Origin of the sequence: Microbacterium sp. ZKA21 (assembly GCF_050434165.1) — a bacterium.
Taxonomy (GTDB): domain Bacteria; phylum Actinomycetota; class Actinomycetes; order Actinomycetales; family Microbacteriaceae; genus Microbacterium.
On the sequence record NZ_JBNPVV010000002.1, the window covers coordinates 1 to 18,317 of the forward strand.

General features: G+C 70.5%; 18 protein-coding genes. 9 read left to right on the forward strand and 9 right to left on the reverse strand.

Going from position 1 to position 18,317, the window contains the following annotated elements:
• The first annotated feature begins 254 nt into the window (after positions 1-254).
• Entirely contained in the window at positions 255-1,412 is a 1,158-nt protein-coding gene (locus tag M2317_RS04330) for an anhydro-N-acetylmuramic acid kinase (RefSeq protein WP_429457670.1), read from the forward strand.
• A gap of 120 nt (positions 1,413-1,532) precedes the next feature.
• On the opposite strand, the gene M2317_RS04335 is transcribed toward M2317_RS04330, so the two are convergent.
• The 5 genes from M2317_RS04335 to M2317_RS04355 form a co-directional block, all read right to left on the reverse strand.
• The gene (locus M2317_RS04335; RefSeq protein WP_429457672.1) at positions 1,533-2,732 is read right to left on the reverse strand and encodes a Fic family protein; all 1,200 of its coding nucleotides are present in this window, start codon (positions 2,730-2,732) and stop codon (positions 1,533-1,535) included.
• Between the two features lie 66 nt (positions 2,733-2,798).
• The gene (locus tag M2317_RS04340) at positions 2,799-2,957 is read right to left on the reverse strand and encodes a hypothetical protein (protein WP_429457674.1); all 159 of its coding nucleotides are present in this window, start codon (positions 2,955-2,957) and stop codon (positions 2,799-2,801) included.
• Positions 2,954-3,523, reverse strand: coding sequence for a YdeI/OmpD-associated family protein (locus M2317_RS04345; RefSeq protein ID WP_429457676.1), 570 nt, complete (start codon positions 3,521-3,523; stop codon positions 2,954-2,956). Before M2317_RS04345 ends, M2317_RS04340 begins: the two co-directional genes overlap by 4 nt.
• Before the next feature lies 1 nt (position 3,524).
• Positions 3,525-4,304 (reverse strand): HAD-IIA family hydrolase, encoded by a 780-nt coding sequence (locus M2317_RS04350; protein WP_429457678.1) that lies wholly within the window; start codon positions 4,302-4,304, stop codon positions 3,525-3,527.
• A 30-nt stretch (positions 4,305-4,334) separates the two neighbouring features.
• Positions 4,335-4,967, reverse strand: a complete 633-nt coding sequence (locus tag M2317_RS04355; RefSeq protein ID WP_429457680.1) for a metal-dependent transcriptional regulator — start codon at positions 4,965-4,967, stop codon at positions 4,335-4,337.
• 164 nt (positions 4,968-5,131) lie between these two features.
• On the opposite strand from M2317_RS04355, the gene M2317_RS04360 reads away from it, so the two are divergent.
• The 4 genes from M2317_RS04360 to M2317_RS04375 all read left to right on the forward strand — a co-directional run bounded on the left by M2317_RS04360 (position 5,132) and on the right by M2317_RS04375 (position 8,843).
• The gene (locus M2317_RS04360) at positions 5,132-5,749 is read left to right on the forward strand and encodes a TrmH family RNA methyltransferase (protein ID WP_429457682.1); all 618 of its coding nucleotides are present in this window, start codon (positions 5,132-5,134) and stop codon (positions 5,747-5,749) included.
• Positions 5,750-5,776: 27 nt separating this feature from the next.
• Positions 5,777-6,955 carry a sensor histidine kinase gene (locus M2317_RS04365; RefSeq protein WP_429457684.1) on the forward strand — a complete coding sequence of 393 codons (1,179 nt, stop codon included), beginning with the start codon at positions 5,777-5,779 and terminating at the stop codon, positions 6,953-6,955.
• Complete coding sequence (locus M2317_RS04370; RefSeq protein ID WP_429457686.1) at positions 6,952-7,608, forward strand: response regulator; 657 nt, start codon at positions 6,952-6,954, stop codon at positions 7,606-7,608. Before M2317_RS04365 ends, M2317_RS04370 begins: the two co-directional genes overlap by 4 nt.
• Positions 7,609-7,691: 83 nt before the next feature.
• Positions 7,692-8,843 carry a hypothetical protein gene (locus tag M2317_RS04375; protein WP_429457688.1) on the forward strand — a complete coding sequence of 384 codons (1,152 nt, stop codon included), beginning with the start codon at positions 7,692-7,694 and terminating at the stop codon, positions 8,841-8,843.
• A gap of 74 nt (positions 8,844-8,917) precedes the next feature.
• Here the strand turns inward: M2317_RS04375 and M2317_RS04380 are convergent, their stop codons facing one another.
• Positions 8,918-10,243, reverse strand: a complete 1,326-nt coding sequence (locus M2317_RS04380) for an MATE family efflux transporter (RefSeq protein WP_429457690.1) — start codon at positions 10,241-10,243, stop codon at positions 8,918-8,920.
• Between the two features lie 71 nt (positions 10,244-10,314).
• Here M2317_RS04380 and M2317_RS04385 point away from each other — a divergent pair, with 71 nt between their 5' ends.
• On the forward strand, positions 10,315-10,866 hold the full coding sequence (locus tag M2317_RS04385) for a DUF1992 domain-containing protein (RefSeq protein WP_429457692.1): 552 nt from the start codon (positions 10,315-10,317) through the stop codon (positions 10,864-10,866).
• A 13-nt stretch (positions 10,867-10,879) separates the two neighbouring features.
• Here the strand turns inward: M2317_RS04385 and M2317_RS04390 are convergent, their stop codons facing one another.
• Positions 10,880-12,583 (reverse strand): amidase, encoded by a 1,704-nt coding sequence (locus tag M2317_RS04390; RefSeq protein WP_429457694.1) that lies wholly within the window; start codon positions 12,581-12,583, stop codon positions 10,880-10,882.
• Positions 12,580-13,623: an agmatine deiminase family protein gene (locus M2317_RS04395; RefSeq protein ID WP_429457696.1), complete on the reverse strand. Its 1,044-nt coding sequence runs from the start codon at positions 13,621-13,623 to the stop codon at positions 12,580-12,582. The genes M2317_RS04390 and M2317_RS04395 overlap by 4 nt, the downstream gene beginning before the upstream one ends.
• Before the next feature lie 85 nt (positions 13,624-13,708).
• On the opposite strand from M2317_RS04395, the gene M2317_RS04400 reads away from it, so the two are divergent.
• The 3 genes from M2317_RS04400 (at position 13,709) to M2317_RS04410 (ending at position 17,397) form a co-directional block, all read left to right on the forward strand.
• On the forward strand, positions 13,709-14,347 hold the full coding sequence (locus M2317_RS04400; RefSeq protein ID WP_429457698.1) for a TetR/AcrR family transcriptional regulator: 639 nt from the start codon (positions 13,709-13,711) through the stop codon (positions 14,345-14,347).
• Between the two features lie 60 nt (positions 14,348-14,407).
• Positions 14,408-16,372 carry a M13 family metallopeptidase gene (locus M2317_RS04405; RefSeq protein WP_429457700.1) on the forward strand — a complete coding sequence of 655 codons (1,965 nt, stop codon included), beginning with the start codon at positions 14,408-14,410 and terminating at the stop codon, positions 16,370-16,372.
• A gap of 86 nt (positions 16,373-16,458) precedes the next feature.
• Positions 16,459-17,397, forward strand: coding sequence for a serine hydrolase (locus M2317_RS04410; protein ID WP_429457702.1), 939 nt, complete (start codon positions 16,459-16,461; stop codon positions 17,395-17,397).
• A 91-nt stretch (positions 17,398-17,488) separates the two neighbouring features.
• Here the strand turns inward: M2317_RS04410 and M2317_RS04415 are convergent, their stop codons facing one another.
• Positions 17,489-18,295: a TspO/MBR family protein gene (locus tag M2317_RS04415; RefSeq protein ID WP_429457704.1), complete on the reverse strand. Its 807-nt coding sequence runs from the start codon at positions 18,293-18,295 to the stop codon at positions 17,489-17,491.
• Between the last annotated feature and the right edge of the window lie 22 nt (positions 18,296-18,317).

The window sequence follows — 18,317 nt, forward strand, 5'->3', positions numbered from 1 at the left end:
GGGTGGGTTTATGCACATAGTTTTGCGCGCCCCCCGCGGGGGGGGGGGGGGGGGGGGGGGGGGGCGGCCCCCCCCCCCCCCCCCCCCGCCCGCGCGGGAGGCCGACACGCCACCCGTCGGACGTTTCGGCGGATTCGGTCCGACATCTGGCGTGTCGGCCCCCGGCACGGTGACGGTCAGACGCGGCGACTGCATTCGGCAGGCGCCCTGACAAAATCGTCGTACGCTCGGAGGACACGACGAAAGGACAGCGGATGCGCGTACTCGGGCTGCTCTCGGGCACCTCGCACGACGGGATCGACGTCGCCGTCGTCGACTTCACGGAATCGGACGGGCGACTGCACGGCAGGGTGCTGCACGAGAACAGCGTCCCGTACGCGCCCGAACTGCGCGCGCGGCTCGTCGCCGCGCTGCCGCCCGCGCCGACAACGCTGGCGGAGATCTGCGAGCTCGACACCCTGATCGGCCAGGCGTTCGCCGGCACGGCAGCGGATGCCGCGGCATCCGTCGGGGGAGTCGATGCGGTCTGCACCCACGGACAGACCGTCTTCCACTGGGTCGAGGGCGGCCACGCCCGTGGAACGCTGCAGATCGGACAGCCGGCCTGGATCGCCGAGCGGATCGGGGCACCCGTGATCTCGGACGTGCGGATCCGTGACATCACCGCCGGCGGACACGGGGCCCCGCTCGTGTCGTTCCTCGACGAGCTGCTTCTGCGCGATCGCGCAGGAGTCTCTGCGGCGTTGAACCTCGGCGGCATCGCGAACATCACGATCGTCGGCGACGGCATCGTCTCGGCGTACGACGTCGGTCCGGCCAACGCTCTGGTCGACGCGGTCGTCACGGCTGAGAGCCTGAACGCTCTCGGCTACGACGAGGATGCCGCGATCGCCCGCTCCGGCCGTGTCGACGTGCCGCTGCTCGACGCTCTCCTCGCCGACGCGTACTACGCACTGCCGGCGCCCAAGAGCACGGGCAAAGAGCATTTCCACCTCGACTACGTCCGGGCCGTCGTCGCCGCGCAGGGGCGCGACATCCCTGTCGCCGATCTGGTGCGCACTCTCACCGAACTCAGCGTCCGGACGATCGCCGCGGACGTCCGCCGTGCGGGCATCGGATTCCTCGCGGTCTCGGGAGGCGGATGCCGCAATCCGCTGATCATGCAGGGGCTCCGCGATGCGCTCCCCGGGGTCGAGGTCGTGCTCGCGGACGAACTCGGTGCGTCCGCCGACGCCAAGGAGGCGATCCTGTTCGCCCTGATCGGCTGGTGCACGATGCACGGCGTCCCCGCCGTGGTCCCCGGCGGGACGGGCGCACGCGGACCCCGCATCCTCGGGACGATCACTCCGGGTGCCGGGCCGCTGCGGATGCCGGAGCCGGTCACCGTCCTGCGAAGCCTGACGCTCGCCTGACGCTCCGTCGTGCCGCGCTATCCGACCCGGGTCGCTCCATCCCGTTTCCGACGCGTCGGAAACGGTCGTTCATGACCTGGGGTGACGACGTGCACGATGCGCTGGTGTGCGGCGGGATGCTCAGACGCGGCCGCGACGGGCGCGGTCGGCGAACGCATCGAGGGCCTCGATGACCTCACCCGCCTGCCATATCCGGTACCGGGCGGCACCTCCTGCCTGCGTGAGGATGCCGGATTCGGCGAGTCGGTTCACGGCGGTGTTGGCCGCTGCCTCGCTGACACCGAGTGCAGCGCTCGCCGTCCTCACGGTGATCACCGGCTGCGCGAGCAGGAGGTCCATCAGACGATGCGCGGAGGAATCCGCGCGTGCCCGGACGGCGTCGGACCAGCGGGACCGGGCCTCCTGGATGTCGCGCACCAGATGGCGTCCGTTGCCGATCGCGGCGAAAGTCGCGTTCGTGATCGCGTGCACGATCGCGTCGACGTCTCCTGCGCGGTAGTCGGTGAGCGCTTCGAAGTAGGACTGCGGGGAATGCAGCAGCCCGGCCGAGACCGGAACGGTGACGTTCCGGGTCAGAGCACCGCGTCGCAGCATCGCGTGGATGAGCGCTCGCCCGGTACGCCCATTGCCATCGGGGAACGGGTGGATCGTCTCGAACTGCGCATGGGCGATCGCAGCCTGCGCGAGGACGGGGACGTCAGTGCGGTCTGCGAAATCGAGAAGATCGCGCATCAGCGCGGGGATCCGGGAATGGTGCGGTGGGACGAACTCGGCCGCGTGGGGCGAGATCGACCCCCCGCCGATCCATACCTGCTCGGCGCGCCAGCGACCGACGGCATTCGGCGCACTGTCGGCCAGCAGTGCGTGATGCATGGCGATCACCGACTCCGCCGACAGGTCGGAGCTGAGCGCCAGCGCGGAGTCCATCGCGCGTGCGTTCGCGACGACCAGGCGTGCGTTCGTGGAACGGGAGGCGCCGATCGCGGCCAGGGCGACCTGCTTGGCGCCCGCCGTCAGGTTCTCGACTTCGGAGCTCGATGACGATTCCGAGCGGAGCAGGATCGCGGGAAACGGAGCGATGAACGCCCCGGCTTCGGCGTCGAACCTGGCGAGAGCGTGACTGGCCTCGTCCGCGCCGGCCAAGGTGTCGGAATCGAGCACGACATCGGCGTCGCGGATCAGGGGCGGCACTGCTGCTTCGTATCGGTCGGTGACGCGACGAAGGGTGCGGCGGGACGCGACCTCATCACCTGATCGCCGCCACGGCAACGTCTCGTAAGCGATGGCCGGCCAACCGCTGCCCTGCTGATCGTCAACCATGAGGCCATCTAAGCATAGGCTAGATGGATATCCTTTACTTAAAGGCGGACTGCTTCTCGATGGATGTCAGCGCTTGCGCGGGCGGTCGTCGTCGTCCCAGGGGCCTTCGTACCAGTCGCCGCGGTCGTCGCGCTTGGGGCGCTTGAGCAGCTGCACCGCCACGAGTGTCAGCGACGAGATGCCGATGACGATCAGCACGAGGAACAGCATGTCGTTCTGGCTCATGGGCGTCTTCCTTCCGCGGCATCCGCCACGATCTTCGCGATCCGGGCGGCACGGGTCTCCGGCCGCTTCGCCGTCGCGATGTGCGTGAGACCGAGCTTCTTCACGGATCGGGGGAACTTATCCCAGTTCGCGCGAGCGTCGGGCACGGCATCCAGCGCTGCGGCGAACTCGTCGGGTTCGAGCCCGGCCTCCGGCCCGTCGAGCATCGTCCACGAGCCGTTCGCCTTGGCGATCTCGATCACGCGGAGGCCGGCGGGGGCGATCAGACCGGCCGCTTCGAGCTCTGCGAGGCGAGCCTTGTTCGTCGCAGCCCAGCCGCTGGACGGGCGCCGAGGCGAGAACCACTGGCCGACCGTCGTGTCGTCGAAGGTGCGCACCGGACCGTCGATCCAGCCGAAGCACAGAGCGTGCCGCACTGCATCCTCGTAGCCGACGCCCTCGGCGCCGCCGCCCCGGACGCTGAGCAGCCAGACTCCCGCGGAGCGGGTGTGGTTGTCCTCGAGCCAGGAGCGCCAGGCCACGGCATCCGCCGCCCGCAGGCGCTCGCCGTCGTCGAGGGCGCCCATGTCAGGCCTCGGGGAGCAGATCCGCGACCGAGTTCACGACCTCGTCCGGGCGGAACGGGTACTTCTCGATCTCGGCCTGGTCGCTGATGCCGGTCAGCACGAGCACGGTGTGCAGCCCCGCCTCGATGCCCGCGACGACATCGGTGTCCATGCGGTCGCCGATCATACCGGTGCGCTTGGAGTGCGCGCCGATCTTGTTCAGCGCCGAACGGAACATCATCGGGTTCGGCTTGCCGACGACGTACGGCTCCTTGCCGGTCGCCTTGGTGATGAGGGCGGCGATCGCGCCGGTCGCCGGCAGCGGGCCGTCGGCGCTCGGGCCGGTGGCGTCCGGATTCGTGACGATGAAGCGCGCGCCGCCGTTGATGAGGCGGATCGCCTTGGTGATGGCCTCGAACGAGTAATTGCGGGTCTCGCCGACGACGACGAAGTCCGGTGCGGTCTCGGTCATGACGAAGCCCGCCTCGTGCAGAGCCGTGAGGATGCCTGCCTCGCCGATCACGAAGGCCGAGCCGCCGGGCACCTGCTGCTGGAGGAACGATGCCGTGGCCAGCGCCGAGGTCCAGATGCGGTCCTCAGGGACGCTCAGCCCGCTCGCGCGCAGGCGCGCGGAGAGGTCGCGTGCGGTGAAGATCGAGTTGTTCGTGAGCACCAGGTAGGGCGTACCGGCGGCCTCCCAGCCGGCGAGCAGTTCGGATGCCCCGGGGATGGCGTCGTTCTCATGGACGAGCACGCCGTCCATGTCGGTGAGCCAGCATTCGATCTCGGTGCGTTCTGCCATGTGCTCAGCCTAGGGGCAAGGGTGCAGGGGTCATGCGCTGATCCAGACGACGTCGGCGGCGCCCTCGGGCAGCGCCGCGGATGCCCCGTCGATCGTGACGCCGGCTGCGGTCACGGCGACCGGGTGGCCGACGCCGAGCCCGGATGCCTCCAGCGCGCGCAGCAGCTCGGGATCCCGGTCGTCGACGCGCAGGACATGCCCGGTGTGGCCGATCGGGGCCTCCGCGAGCAGCACGAAGGGGACCCGCTCGACGGCGCCCGCGGCATCCGGGATGGCGTCTCCGTGCGGATCGAAACGCGGCCGCCCCAGGCGCTCGTCGATCCCCTCGAGGAGGCGGTCGCTGATCGTGTGCTCCAGTACTTCGGCCTCGTCGTGGACCTCGTCCCAGGCGTAGCCGAACTCCCGCACGAGCCAGGTCTCGATGAGCCGGTGGCGGCGCACCATCGACAGGGCGCGGGCGAGCCCGGCATCCGTCAGCCGCACCGCACCGTACGGCACGTGCGAGACGAGCCCGGCCGCGGCGAGCTTCTTGACCATCTCGGTGACGCTGGACGGCGCGATGCCCAGCTTCGCCGCGAGCTGCGACGGGGTGATCGGGGCATCCTGCCATTCGGTGTGCGCGTACACCGTCTTCAGGTAGTCGTCTGCTGCCGGGGATGCCACGCGTCCAGACTACGCTGGCTGACCCCGACGCTCCCGCGCGCCGAATACCGGACGGCTCTGTGCATCTGCGGTGCGTCGCAGGCCGGACACGCCGACCGGATGCCGAGGCGTCCGAAATTCGGCACGCGACGGCACCCCGCGACCGGTCCGGATACGCTGGCGAGGTGAGCGAGACCCCCGAGCGCAGCACCCACGGCGTCGGCCCGTGGGAAGGGGAGTGGCCTGACGGCGAGCAGTACGACCCCGAGCTGCTCGCGCACGGCGACACCCGAAACGTCATCGACCGCTACCGCTACTGGCGGATGGAGGCGATCGTCGCCGATCTCGACATGAAGCGGCATCCGTTCCACGTCGCCATCGAGAACTGGCAGCACGACATGAACATCGGCTCGATCGTGCGCAGCGCCAACGCGTTCCTCGCCGACACCGTGCACATCATCGGCCGCCGCCGCTGGAACAAGCGCGGCGCGATGGTCACCGACCGCTACCAGCACGTCGTCCACCACGAGGACGTCGCCTCCTTCGCCGCCTGGGCACGGGATGCCGGGCTGCCCGTCATCGCGGTGGACAACGTCGGCGAGGCGGTTCCCGTCGATCGCGCCGATCTTCCGGAACGCTGCGTGCTGCTGTTCGGCCAGGAAGGGCCCGGTCTCACAGATGAGGCGCTCGCCGCGGCATCCGGACACATCGAGATCACGCAGTACGGGTCGACGCGATCGATCAACGCGTCGGCCGCGGGGGCCGTGGTCATGTACGAATGGTGCCGTCGCCACGCCGGATGAGCGGACGTGCGGGAGGATAGCCGGGTGATGACCGAGCAGCGAGGCCCCCGATCCGCGCCGCGGGTGTGGCAGCGGCTCGACGTCATCACGACGGCCGTGCTCGCGGTGATCCTGCTGCCGGCCACCATCGCCGCGCTCGGGCAGCCGCCTGGACTCTCCGGCTGGCCGTTCGTGCTCGCCATCGGGCTGTTCGCCGTGCTGCACGCCCTGTCGTTCGCCGCGCTCCGCTTCCCGCTCGCCTCCTTCGTCGCCGCGAGCGCGACCATGCTCGCGCTCGCCCTGATCGAGGTCGGGGGCGTGAATTCGGCGGCGATGTATCCGTCGGGGATCGCGTATCTGCTCGTCCTCGGACAGGTCGCCCTTCAGTGCGATCGCCGGTACAGTGCGGCGGCTCTGGGCGTGGGAATCGTGGGGGCCGTCGTCGTCGTGCTGACCACGCCGGGACTCGACAACCCGCTCTGGCAGCTGGGTGGATTCCTCGGGCTGGCTGCCGCGGTCGCCGCGGCATGGACCTTCGGCATCCTGCAGCGCGTGCGCAGGGAGCGGACGGACGCAGACATCCGCGCCCGCACGCAGCGGGCGGTGTCCGACGAGCGGGAGCGGATCAACCGCGACCTGCACGATCTCGTCGCCCACGCGACGACCGTGATGATCGCCCAGGCCGAAGTGGCCAGGACGTTCCTGCGGGAGGACCCGGCGACCAGTGAGAGGGCGCTGGGGGTGGTCATCGTCACCGGGCGGGAAGCGCTACGGGGCATGCGCGGAATCGTCGCGGACGACGCCGTCCGCGCTCCCGTGCCCGACCTCGATGCCGTGCGTGCTCTCGTCGACAGCGCGCGCAGCCCCCAGGCCGACGTCGTTCTCGAAGAGCGCGGTGCGCCTGGCGCGCTCGAACCGGTCGTCGCGCTGGCGCTGCATCACGTCGTGCGCGAGGCGCTGACCAACGCGCTGCGGCACACCGAACCGCCGGTGCACGTCGTGGTGACGTTGGAGTGGCGCGAGGCCGGACTCGTCGCGAGCGTCAGAGACGACGGCGGCGCCGGGCGACGGCCCAACGAACTCGGCGCAGGTGTCGGGCTGGTCGGGCTCGCCGAACGGGTGCGGCTGGCCGGCGGGGCGCTCGCGGCCGGTGGTGACGGCGAAGGCTGGGTCGTCAGGGCGGAGCTGCCCCGCGCTGATGCTCCGCTGAGGGAAGGGGAATCGTGAGGATCCGAGTTCTTCTGGCCGACGACCAGGACCTGCTGCGCGAGGCGCTCGCGCTGATGCTCGGCCGTGACGAGCGGCTCGAGATCGCCGGCTCCGTGCGCTCGGGAGACGAGGCGATCGCCTTCGTGCGCGCCCACGCCGTCGACGTGGTTCTGATGGACGTGCGGATGCCGGGGACCGACGGCATCGCGGCGACCGCCGAGGTGCTGCGGCTGCGTCCGCAGACGCGCGTCCTGGTACTGACGACGTTCGACCTCGATGAGTACGTGTTCGCGGCGGTGCGCGCCGGCGCGAGCGGCTTTCTCACGAAGGACGCCGCACCGCAGGAGGTCGCGGATGCCGTGGTGGCGGTCGCCCAGGGCGATCCGGTGCTCGGCGAGCGCGCGATGGCCGCCATGATCGGATTCGTGCGGGACGGCGCGCCCGCGTCGGACGCCGATGCCGCCCTGGCCGTGCTGAGCCCGCGCGAGCAGGAGGTCGTCCGGCTGCTCGCGACAGGCGCGTCGAACGACGACATCGCGCGGGCGCTGTTCCTGTCGGCGAACACCGTGAAGACCCACGTCAAGGCGGTGCTCGCGAAGCTCGATCTGCCCGACCGGGTCCACGTCGTCATCTGGGCGTACGAGAACGGCGTGCTGCGCCCGGGAGAATGAGTGACCGAACTCACCCGCACGGGTGACCCCGGTCGCCACTGCGGGCGATGTGCCTGCAAGGCGCGCGTTTCTAGCGTGGGGGCATGTCGAATCGAATCCGCTCTCTGCTCCTGATCGTCGCCGTGCTCGGCGGGGCGGTCATCGCCGCCGTGACGCTGCTCCGGATGCTGGCCCCCGATGCCGTCGCCTGGACGGAGGATCTCCATCCGACGTTCCTCGCGCGGCTCGGAGGCAGCACCACCGAGACCATCGTCGGACTGTGCGGAGCGCTGGGGGCCATCGCCGTCGCCGTGTTCGCCGCCACATCACCACGCGCGAGGTCGGGTCTCACGGCTCTGCGCGTCGCCGCCCTGCTCATCGCCGCGGTCGTCGCCTTCGGCACCCCGGGCGGTGTGATCCCGGCCGCGGGCTACACGTTCGCCCTGCTCGTCGTCGGCGGCATCGTCGTGGCGACCGTCCTGCTCGCCATCCGCCATCCGTGGATCGGATTGCCGGTCGCGTTGGTGATGGCCGCGGGAGTCGTCTACGCCGTGGCCAACCTCGAGGCTGGGCCTCTCGTGCCGCGCATCCTGGACGCCATGCTCGACACGCTCCCGACCATGCTGCTGTCTCTGGCGCATGTGATGACGGCGGCGTGCCTGCTCGCGTGGGTGATCGGCGTCAGCGTCGACGCGAGAGGCGCGTTCGCCCGGTGGGTGCTCCGTCATCGGGTCGCGATCACCGTGATCGCGGCACTGTGTTCCGTTCCGTACACGTTCGCGCGTCTGACCTGGCTCACTCCCTGGCCGATGTTCGGCGGCGGCGCCGAGATGTTCGCGGATTCCCCCGGCACGCAGCTGACCGGCCTGTTGCTCGGCACCGGGATGCTCTTCGGCGGACTGCTCACGCTGGGCCTCGTCCGCCCGTGGGGCGAGCGATTCCCCCGATGGATGGCTGGTCTCGGCGGACGCATCGTACCGCCGGCCCTGGCTATCCTGCCTGCGAGCCTCGTGAGCGTCCTGTTCACCTCCGGCGGCATCGAATTCGCGCTCGAGGGCGTCCTCTCGCCGGCCGGGCGGCTCGACGTGCTCTACGTGATGACGATGTTCCCGTTCTGGCTCTGGGGTCCGCTGCTCGGATTGGCCACATGGGCGTACGCGATGCACCGCTCCGCTCCCTCGGCACCCGACGAGGATGCCGAGGCGCGCGCCCGCGCGATGGCTCACCTGGCCGAACTGGAGAGCCGGGAGGCGTGAGGACGCGCCTTCGGCGTCAGCCGCGGTCGACGCCGAAGGCGTTCTTCGTCAGCGCGTTCACCGTGCAGGGCGAGTCACACGTTCGCGGTGAGCCAGCGCCCCGTCCGGACGCGCCACCCGAGCGTCACGAGACGCGCGAGCAGATACACGCCGAAGAACGCCACGGCCAGCCAGGTCACCCCGGCGATGCCATCGACGCCTGTCGCGGCGATGATCCACAGTGCGGGGATGAAGGGCACGAGATTGAGCACGCCGGCGATCGCCAGATAGCGGGCGTCGCCGGCGCCCATCAGCACGCCGTCGAGCACGAACACCACACCGGCGATTGGCTGCGCGATGGCCAGCACGATCAGCGCCGGCTGGATGAGGGCCGCGAGCCCGGCGTCCCCGGTGAAGGCCAGCCCGATCACTCCGGAAAGCCCGCCGATCAGGACTCCGACGATCACACCGAACCATGCGCCCCAGGCAACCGTCCGGGCGAGCACACGGCGAACCATCCGTTCATCCCCGGCGCCGAGCCCTTTGCCGATGAGCGCCTGAGCGGCGATCGCCAGAGCATCCAGCGCGAAGGCCGCGGCCGAGAAGATCGTGAAGACGACCTGCCAGCCGGCGAGCTCCTCCGTGCCGATGCCGGTCGCGACGCCCACCGTCACGAGCAGCGCGGCGCGCAGACTCACGGTGCGCAGGAACAGCCAGCCGCCCGAGCGGGCCGACCCCCGAACGCCGTCGCGCTGAGGTCGCACCGAGGCGGAATGGCGCCGGGCGAGGCGACCGATCACGACCGCGTAGGCGGCGACCATGCCCCACTGCGCCGTCACGGTCCCGGCGGCGGAACCCGCGATGCCCCAGCCCCACCCGTAGATGAACAGCCAGTTCAGCAGGGCGTTCGCGGCGAAGCCGAGCCCCGCGATCCACAGCGGAGTCATGGTGTCCTGCATGCCGCGCAGCAGCCCGGTGGCGGCGAACACGATGAGCATCGCAGGCAGGCCCCACATCGAGATGGAGAGATACGTGTCCGCCTGTTCGGCGACGGCATCCGACGCCCCGAACAGCGACACCAGCCATGGCGACGCCATCGCGCCGGCGACCGCCAGCACGGCCCCGAGCCCCAGTGCGAGCCACATACCGTCGATCCCGACGGACACGGCGTTCTTCGGGTCGCCCGCCCCGAAGCGGCGGGCCACCGCCGGGGTCGTCGAGTACGCCAGGAAGACCATCAGCCCGACGATGGTCTGCAGCACGGCGCTCGCGATGCCCAGGCCGGCGAGCTGCCTCGTGCCGAGATGGCCGACGAGCGCGGCATCCACGATGAGGAACGCCGGTTCGGCGATGAGCGCACCCAGCGCGGGCACGGCGAGGCGCAGGATCTCTCTGTTCAGGGATGCTGAGCCGGCTGCCACCCCCCGAGCCTACGGCGTGGCCCGGGAGAGGGGTTCGTTAGGCTGGAGGCACCGGAATCCGGAGGTGCACCATGAGCGATCCCCGAGGACATGCCGCCCGCTACTGGGCCAGGCAGACCGACCAGCCCGATGCCGAAGCCGCACCGGCGCCGATGCAGCTGACCGCGGAGAACAAGCACGAGTTCGTCGAGAGCGCGATCCAGGTCGCGATCCGCCGCGGGGAGTTCGACGATCTGCCCGGTGCGGGCAAGCCGCTGGAAGGCCTCGGCACGCACCACGACCCGGACTGGTGGATCCGCCGGAAGATCGAGACCGAGAACCTCACCGGCCTCGGCCCGCCCGCACTGCTGCTGCGCACCGAGGACCGCGAACTGAACGATCAGCTCGACGCTCTCAGCCGCGAGAGCGACGTCCGCGACGTGCTCGAGGACTTCAACAGGCGCGTGGTCGACGCGCGGCGTCAGCTCATGGGCGGCCCGCCGGTCGTGACCCGCACGCGGGACGTGGATGCCGAGATCGCCGCGTGGCGCGTGCGCAGGGCGTCGATCGCCGCCGTCGCGTCTCAGGAGCCTGCCCCGACGTCGACGGAAGCCCGGCGGCGCAGCTGGTTCCGGCGCGGCTGAGCCGGCCGGTTCGTCAGCCCCGCGTCTCGAGTCGAGGCGTGCGCGGCGGCTCGGTGCGGCGCTGGCCTGACGCCTCGAACGCGAGCGCCAGGGCGAGCAGCGCCGTATCGTCGTACGCCCGACCCGCGAACGTCAGGCCGACCGGCATCCCGATGTCCGCCATCGTGCCCATCGGGATCGTCACGGTCGGGATGCCGAGGTGTCGGGGGACGAGATTGCCGTTGGCGACCCAGACCCCGTTGCGCCACCCGGCGTCGGCCGACACCGGGTTCACGTCCATGTCGGCCGGACCGATGTCGGCCATCGCCGGGAAGACGACGGCATCGAGCCGGAGGTCGTCCATCCACGCTTCGAGATCGACGCGTCGGGTCTCCTCGAGCCCGCGGACGCCGCCATCCAGGTGCGGGATGTCGGTGAAGTGCGCATACGGGTGCGCCGCGACGACCCCGGGGTATGTGGCGATGTCGTCGTCGAATCCGTCGTAGCGGTCCGGCAGGCCGCCGGACGGCGCGGGGAAGATCCGCGCGCCGCCGACGGCCGTGAGCGTCGAGAGTGCCGGGTCGCCGTTGGCGCGCAGGAAGTCGTCCCACGCCCAAGCCGACAGGTCGACGATCTCCCGGTGCAGGTACTCCGGCGAGACCAGCCCCCTGGTCGCGATCGTCGGCGCGCCTGTGCGGTCGCCCTCGTAGTTCGTGACTGCGGGGAAGTCCACCTCGACGACCTCGGCACCGGCGGCTTCCAAGTCGCTCCGCGCCCGCTCCCACAGTGCGAGCACGGACGGCCGGGTCTCGATCCGCCGCCCCGTCGATCCGCCGATCGTCGTGCCTGTCCCGGCATCCGGATCGGCACCGATGTACATGCGCGGGACGCCGAGCCGTACGCCGCGCAGATCGGCGGCCGCGAGTGCGACGTAGGACTCGGGTCGCACGTCGGATGCCGCGGGGATCGGGACCCAGGGCTGGGCGCGCCAGAAGTCCCCGCGCACGTCCGGGTCGTCCGCGACGATCACCTCCAGCACCTCGAGCAGATCCGCCATTGTTCGGGTGTGCGGGACGACGACGTCCATGGTGGGCACGAGCGGCCAATTGCCGCGCACCGAGATGACGCCCCGGCTGGGGGTGTAGGCGCACAGCGCGTTGCACGAGGCCGGCGCCCGTCCGCTCGACCAGGTCTCCTCGCCGAGGCCGAAGGCCGCGAAGCTCGCCGCCGTGGCCGTGCCGGACCCGTTGGAGGAGCCGGAGCCGAACGCGCTGGTCAGCCAGTCGGCGCTGTACGGGCTCTCCGCGCGGCCGTAGACGCCGCGCTGCATCCCGCCGTTCGCCATGGGGGGCATGTTGGTCAGGCCGAGGCAGATCGCGCCGCCCGCCCTGAGCCGTTCGATCGTGAACGAGTCGCGCTGCGCGACCAGGTCGGCGAACGCGGGCGACCCTGCCGCCGCGGTGAGCCCGGCGACGAGATAGCTGTCCTTCGCCGTGTACGGGATGCCGTCGAGCGGTCCGGCCGTGCGTCCGGCGACCCGGCGGGCATCGGACGCCGCGGCTTCCGCGAGTGCGTCCGGGTTGCGCACGACGACCGCGTTGAGGGCCGTCTCGGTATCCGGCGCGTCGTACGCGTCGATGCGGGCGAGATACGCCTGCACGAGCTCGACGCTCGTTGTCGCACCGGTCTCGAGCGCCCGACGCAGATCGGAGACGGTTGCTTCGACCACGTCGATCATGCGGGAACCCCCGTCGTCGCCGGCTGCTGCTGGGTGATGCAGTGGATGCCGCCGCCTCGGGCGAAGATCGGACGCGCGTCGACCGTCACGGCCCGCCGGCCGGGATACGCGGCTTCGAGGATCTCCCGTGCGCGGGCGTCGGCGTCATCCTCGCCGAACCCGCACGCGATCACGGCGTCGTTGACGACGAGGTGGTTGATGTAGCTCCAGTCCACGAACCCCTCGTCGTCGCGCAGGGTCGCGGGTGCCGGCACGTCGATGATCTCGAGCGGGGCGCCCGCGGCATCCGTCTGGTCCTGGAGGAACGCCTTCAGCTCACGCGAGACGGCGTGGTCGGGGTGGGCCGCATCGTCCTGGCGATGCAGCAGCACCCGGCCGGGGCCGGCGAACGCGGCGACGATGTCGACGTGCCCGTTGGTGCCGAACTCGTCGTAGTCGCGGGTGAGACCTCGGGGCAGCCAGATGGCCTTCGTCGTGCCGATCGTGCGCGCGAGTTCGGACTCGACGCGGGCCTTGTCGGCGTAGGGGTTGCGGTTCGGGTCGAGCTGCACGCTCTCGGTGAGCAGCACAGTGCCCTCGCCGTCGACGTGGATGCCGCCGCCCTCGTTCACGAGGACCGAGCTGATGTGCTCGGCGCCGATGCGGTCGGCGACCGTGCGCGCGACGCCGGCCGACACCTGCCACTGCGCCCACGCCGGGGCGCCCCAGCCGTTGAAGATCCAGTCGACGGCGCCGAGGGCGCCCGGCCGGTGGTCGTCGAGCACGAAGGTGGGACCGAAGTCGCGCATCCAGAACTCGTCCAGCGGCGTCTCGACGATCTCGACGGTCGAACCGAGCATGTCCCGGGCGCGCGCCGTCTCCGTGGGGTCGACGAGCATCGTGACCGGTTCGAACTCGGCGATCGCGAGCGCGGTGTCCGTCCAGGCGCGGTACGCCGTCTCCTGCCACTCGGCACCGTCGCCCAGGGTGATCCCCGCGCGCGGGAACGCCATCCAGGTCCGCTCGTGCCTGTCGCCCTCGTGCGGCATCCGCCAGCCCATGTCGTCTCCTTCGACCGATGTCGACGTCTGTCGATACTGTATTGATCGTCTGATCAATACAAGATGTTCCTACACTGGAGGGATCATGTCAACGTCCGACGTTCGTCCTCGTACCCGCAAGAGTCCGCAGCAGCGCTCCGGTGAGATCCATGATGCGGCGATCGCGCTGGCGAAGGACGAGGGGTTGTCCGCCCTGACGCTGCGCGCCGTCGCGGCCCGGGCCGGCGTCGTGCCGGGGCTGGTCGCGCACTACGCGTCCAGCATGGACGAACTCGTCGCGCGGACGTTCCGCGAACTGACGGCATCCGAACTGGACGATGTCCGGACGCAGGCCGAGACCGAGGCCGAGCCTGCGGCCCGCATGGCGCGGATGATCTCGACCGTGCTGCGCAGCGATCACGACGACGTCACGCTGGTGTGGGTGGATGCCTGGTCGCTCGGCCGTGGCAGCGCCACGCTCTCGGTCGCGATCGACGAGCAGATGGCCGCCTGGCAGTCGTTCATCGCGCAGATCATCGAACTGGGCCGGCGCACCGGGACGTTCCGCACGGACGACACGGATGCCGTGGCCTGGCAGATCCTCGCCATGATCGACGGGATCGCGTCGCACGCGCTGACCCGTCGCACCGACGCCGCGCTGTTCGCGGCGCGGCTGGCGCAGGCCTGCGAGACGCTGGTCGGCGCGGTACCAGGGTCGATCGGGGAGCACCTCACCACGTCCTGACGGTCGGCGGGGTGAGTCGCGGCATCCGCTGCGTCCGATCTCGGACATAGGGTGGAGTGCATGACTGATGCACTTCCCGCAGGCCTGGAGATCTCCGAGTTCAGCTCCGACATCCGACCGCAGGACGACCTGTACCGGCATGTCAACGGCGCCTGGATCGACCGCACCGAGATCCCCGGCGACAAGGCCCGCTGGGGGTCGTTCCACCTCCTCGCCGAGCAGGCCGAGAAGGACGTCCGCACGATCATCGAGGAGTCGCAGACGGCCGAGCCCGGCACGCTGGCCCGCAAGATCGGCGATCTGTTCGCCAGCTTCATGGACACGGAGCGCATCGCCGCGGCCGGCGTGACGCCATTGGCCGAGACGCTCGCCGAGATCGATGCGATCGACTCGATCCCCGCGCTGCTGCGGCTCGTCGGCGTCTACGAGCGCGACGGGCGCGCGCACCTGATCAGCTTCTACGTCGACCAGGACTCCGGAAACCCGGAGCGCTACCTCCCGGTGCTGGTGCAGTCCGGCCTGTCGCTTCCGGACGAGAGCTACTACCGCCTGGAGAGCTTCGAAAGCACCCGCGCGACGTACCGCGTGCACCTCGAACGCCTGCTCGCGCTCGCAGGTCTGCCGGATGCCGCGGCCGATGCCGACCGGTCCATCGCGCTCGAGACCGAGCTGGCCGGCCATCACTGGGACAACGTGCGAAGCCGCGACGCCGTCGAGACCTACAACTTGAAGACGTGGGACGGGATCCAGGCGCTGACCGGGGTCGATCTCACTCCGTGGCGCGATGCCGTCGCCCCCACCAATGCCGCGGCGTTCGACGAGGCCGTCGTCTCGCAGCCGAGCTTCTTCGAAGGGCTCGGCGCCCTGCTCGTCTACGACCGCCTCGATGACTGGAAGGCGTGGCTGCGCGCACAGGTCGTTCATGCCGCGGCCCCGTACCTGACCGATGACATCGTTCAGGAGAACTTCTCGTTCTACGGCACCGAGCTCTCCGGCATCCCGACCATCCGCGAGCGCTGGAAGCGCGGTGTCTCGGTGACCGAGGGGGCCCTGGGCGAGGCGATCGGAAAGGTCTATGTCGAGCGGCACTACCCGCCGACGGCGAAGGCGGCGATGGACGAACTCGTCGCGAACCTGATCGAGGCGTACCGGCAGAGCATCGCCGAGCTCGAGTGGATGAGCCCGGCCACGCGCGAGAAGGCGCTGGCCAAGCTCGACGCGTTCACGCCCAAGATCGGTCACCCCGAGGTGTGGCGCGACTACTCCTCGCTCGAGATCGCTGCCGCCGACCTGTTCGGCAACGTGCGCCGCGCCAACATCTTCGAGCATGACCGCAACGTCGACAAGGTGGGCAAGCCCATCGATCGCCTCGAGTGGCACATGCCGCCGCAGATGGTCAACGCGTACTACAACCCCTCGATGAACGAGATCGTCTTCCCTGCGGCGATCCTGCAGTACCCGTTCTTCGACGCGGGTCGCGATGCGGCCGCGAACTACGGCGGCATCGGCGCGGTGATCGGTCACGAGATCGGGCACGGATTCGACGACCAGGGCAGCCGGTACGACGGCTCGGGGAAGCTCGAGGACTGGTGGACCGACGCCGACCGCGACGCGTTCGAAAAGCGTACGAAGGCGCTCATCGCGCAGTACGACGCGCTGGTTCCGGCCGGTCTCGGCGAGGAGCACCACGTCAACGGCGCGCTCACGATCGGCGAGAACATCGGCGACCTCGGCGGCCTCGGCATCGCGCTGAAGGCCTACGAGCTCTCGCTCGGCGGTGCCGAGGCGCCAGTGATCGACGGGTACACCGGGGTGCAGCGGCTGCTGCTGTCCTGGGCGCAGGTCTGGCAGCAGAAGGGGCGGGATGCCGAGACGATCCGCCTGCTGACGATCGACCCTCATTCGCCGAACGAGTTCCGCTGCAACCAGATCGTGCGCAACATCGACGCGTTCTACGACGCGTTCGAGGTCGCAGAGAAAGACGCTCTGCACCTGCCGGCTGACGCGCGTGTGACGATCTGGTGACTATCGCGGCCTAGGGGATCACGGGGGACCGGGCGGGGGTTACGATATCCCTCGCCCCCTCCTCCCCTTGCCGTGAAGGACCACGCATGGGATCCTCCCTCCCCCCTGCCCCCGAGCCTGTCGACGGCGTGCCGTCCACGGCGGTGCGCCGGTCGCACCGCGGAACGCGACGTCTGCCGCGCCGTGCGGCGATCGGGCGGCGCTCCTTCGACGCCACGCTGAAGGCGCTCGAGGAGCTGGTGGATGCCGGGGCGCAGGTCTCCGTGCATGTCGTCGATCTCGACACGCACAAGCACGTCCTCTCCGGAGACGATCACGTCACGATGCCGATCGCCGGTCTCGGCGTCGTTCCGCTGCTGATCGAGGTCGCCGCCGCCTTCGAGGACGGATCGCTCGACCCGCTCGAGATCGTCGAGCGCTCCTCGGTCGAGTCGGTCACGACGGCGGGACTGTGGCGGCACCTGCGCGCCCCGGCGCTTCCGCTCACCGACCTCGCCGTGCTCGCGGCGACCGCCGGCGATCCGATCGCAGTCAACGCGCTGCTGCACCGGGTCGGGCACGAGCGCGTGAGCGCACGGATCGAAGGACTCGGGCTCACCCGCACCGCGGTCCTGGACCGCTTCCGCGATGCCCGCGGTCCAGACGACGCCCCGCAGGTCGCCGTCGGGTCGAGTCGTGAGCTCGCCGGACTGTTCTCGGCGCTGGTGAACTCCGAGGTCGTGGATGCCGCGGTGAGCGCCCAGGTATCGGAGTGGCTCAGTCTGAACCAGGACCTCAGCCTCGTCGCCGCCTCGACCGGCCTCGACCCGTTCGCGCACGATCACGACCAGCACGGGCTGCTGTTCATCAACAAGACCGGCCGCGACCGCGGTGTGCGGGCCGAGGCCGGCGTGCTCGCGGGCCCGCGATCGGGCGTCGCCTACGCGATGATCGTGTGCTTCGACGATCTGTCGATCGCGCACCGCCTGCGTGCGCACGACGCCTTCCGCGTGCTCGGCGTGGAGCTCATGGAGTACACCCACTGACCGTCCCTCGTTCGCCGAGCGAGCACCCCTTCGACCGTTGAGCGAGGACGGCGGAGCCGCCCGAGTCGAACGGGTTCTCTGCCGAGGTGCGTCAGGCGCTGAGGCGACGGGCGCGGAGGGCAGCGTAGACGCCCGCTCCCAGCACGACCGCCGCTGCCGCCACGGCGGTGACGCCGATCGCAGCACTCGCCGGCTCGCCGGCCAGACGTCCGACGGCGAGCCAGGCCAGACCCCAGGCGGAGGCGATCGCCGGAGCGAGTCGGCCGGTCGCCAGTGCGCTCGCCGCGCCGATCATGGTCACGACGGCGAGCACGCCGACGCCCCAGGCATCCGCCTGGGCCTCGAGATCCGCCGGCAGCGTCTGGGTCAACCAGGCGGCCGCGTTGGCGACGGTCGCGATCGTCACCCAGCCGAAGTGCAGGCCCATGGTCGCGTCGACGAGGAGCCGGTCGATTCCGTTTCGAGCGCGAGAGGCTCCGAGCAGCACGATGATCCGCGCGAGCACGGCGAGCAGCGCGGCGATGACGAGCACCGTGAGGACGAGGGTGCCGAACCGCGCCGCGACGAGCCAGAGACCGTTGAGCACCATGGATCCTGCGATCCACCAGCCCGCGCGTCTTTGGCGGGCGTCCGTCCGCTGAGCCGGCAGCGCCTGCCAGATCGTGTAGCCGGCGAGCCCGATGTAGATGACGGTCCAGATCGCGAAGGCGGGGCCTGCGGGCGCGAGGTAGGAGCCGTCGGCCGCCAGCGCGCCGTTCTGCAGTTCGTTGACCGGCGCGCCGCCGAACGCGCCGCCGCCGACGGTCGCGCCGATCAGCATGAACACGGCGGCCGCGATGACGGCGGACTGGCGGACGATGTCGGTACGCGTGCTGCCTGCTCCGGTTGCCTCGCTCATGCCCCGAGGCTAGCGCCCCCGG

Bases quoted from the DNA above. Each gene is read 5' to 3' on its own strand.
- M2317_RS04340 (WP_429457674.1), bottom strand. From the start codon at position 2,957: ATGAGCCAGAACGACATGCTGTTCCTCGTGCTGATCGTCATCGGCATC.
- M2317_RS04335 (WP_429457672.1), bottom strand. From the start codon at position 2,732: ATGGTTGACGATCAGCAGGGCAGCGGTTGGCCGGCCATCGCTTACGAG.
- M2317_RS04375 (WP_429457688.1), top strand. From the start codon at position 7,692: ATGTCGAATCGAATCCGCTCTCTGCTCCTGATCGTCGCCGTGCTCGGC.
- M2317_RS04400 (WP_429457698.1), top strand. From the start codon at position 13,709: ATGTCAACGTCCGACGTTCGTCCTCGTACCCGCAAGAGTCCGCAGCAG.
- M2317_RS04330 (WP_429457670.1), top strand. From the start codon at position 255: ATGCGCGTACTCGGGCTGCTCTCGGGCACCTCGCACGACGGGATCGAC.
- M2317_RS04385 (WP_429457692.1), top strand. From the start codon at position 10,315: ATGAGCGATCCCCGAGGACATGCCGCCCGCTACTGGGCCAGGCAGACC.
- M2317_RS04390 (WP_429457694.1), bottom strand. From the start codon at position 12,583: ATGATCGACGTGGTCGAAGCAACCGTCTCCGATCTGCGTCGGGCGCTC.
- M2317_RS04395 (WP_429457696.1), bottom strand. From the start codon at position 13,623: ATGGGCTGGCGGATGCCGCACGAGGGCGACAGGCACGAGCGGACCTGG.
- M2317_RS04410 (WP_429457702.1), top strand. From the start codon at position 16,459: ATGGGATCCTCCCTCCCCCCTGCCCCCGAGCCTGTCGACGGCGTGCCG.
- M2317_RS04415 (WP_429457704.1), bottom strand. From the start codon at position 18,295: ATGAGCGAGGCAACCGGAGCAGGCAGCACGCGTACCGACATCGTCCGC.
- M2317_RS04405 (WP_429457700.1), top strand. From the start codon at position 14,408: ATGACTGATGCACTTCCCGCAGGCCTGGAGATCTCCGAGTTCAGCTCC.
- M2317_RS04365 (WP_429457684.1), top strand. From the start codon at position 5,777: ATGACCGAGCAGCGAGGCCCCCGATCCGCGCCGCGGGTGTGGCAGCGG.
- M2317_RS04350 (WP_429457678.1), bottom strand. From the start codon at position 4,304: ATGGCAGAACGCACCGAGATCGAATGCTGGCTCACCGACATGGACGGC.
- M2317_RS04345 (WP_429457676.1), bottom strand. From the start codon at position 3,523: ATGGGCGCCCTCGACGACGGCGAGCGCCTGCGGGCGGCGGATGCCGTG.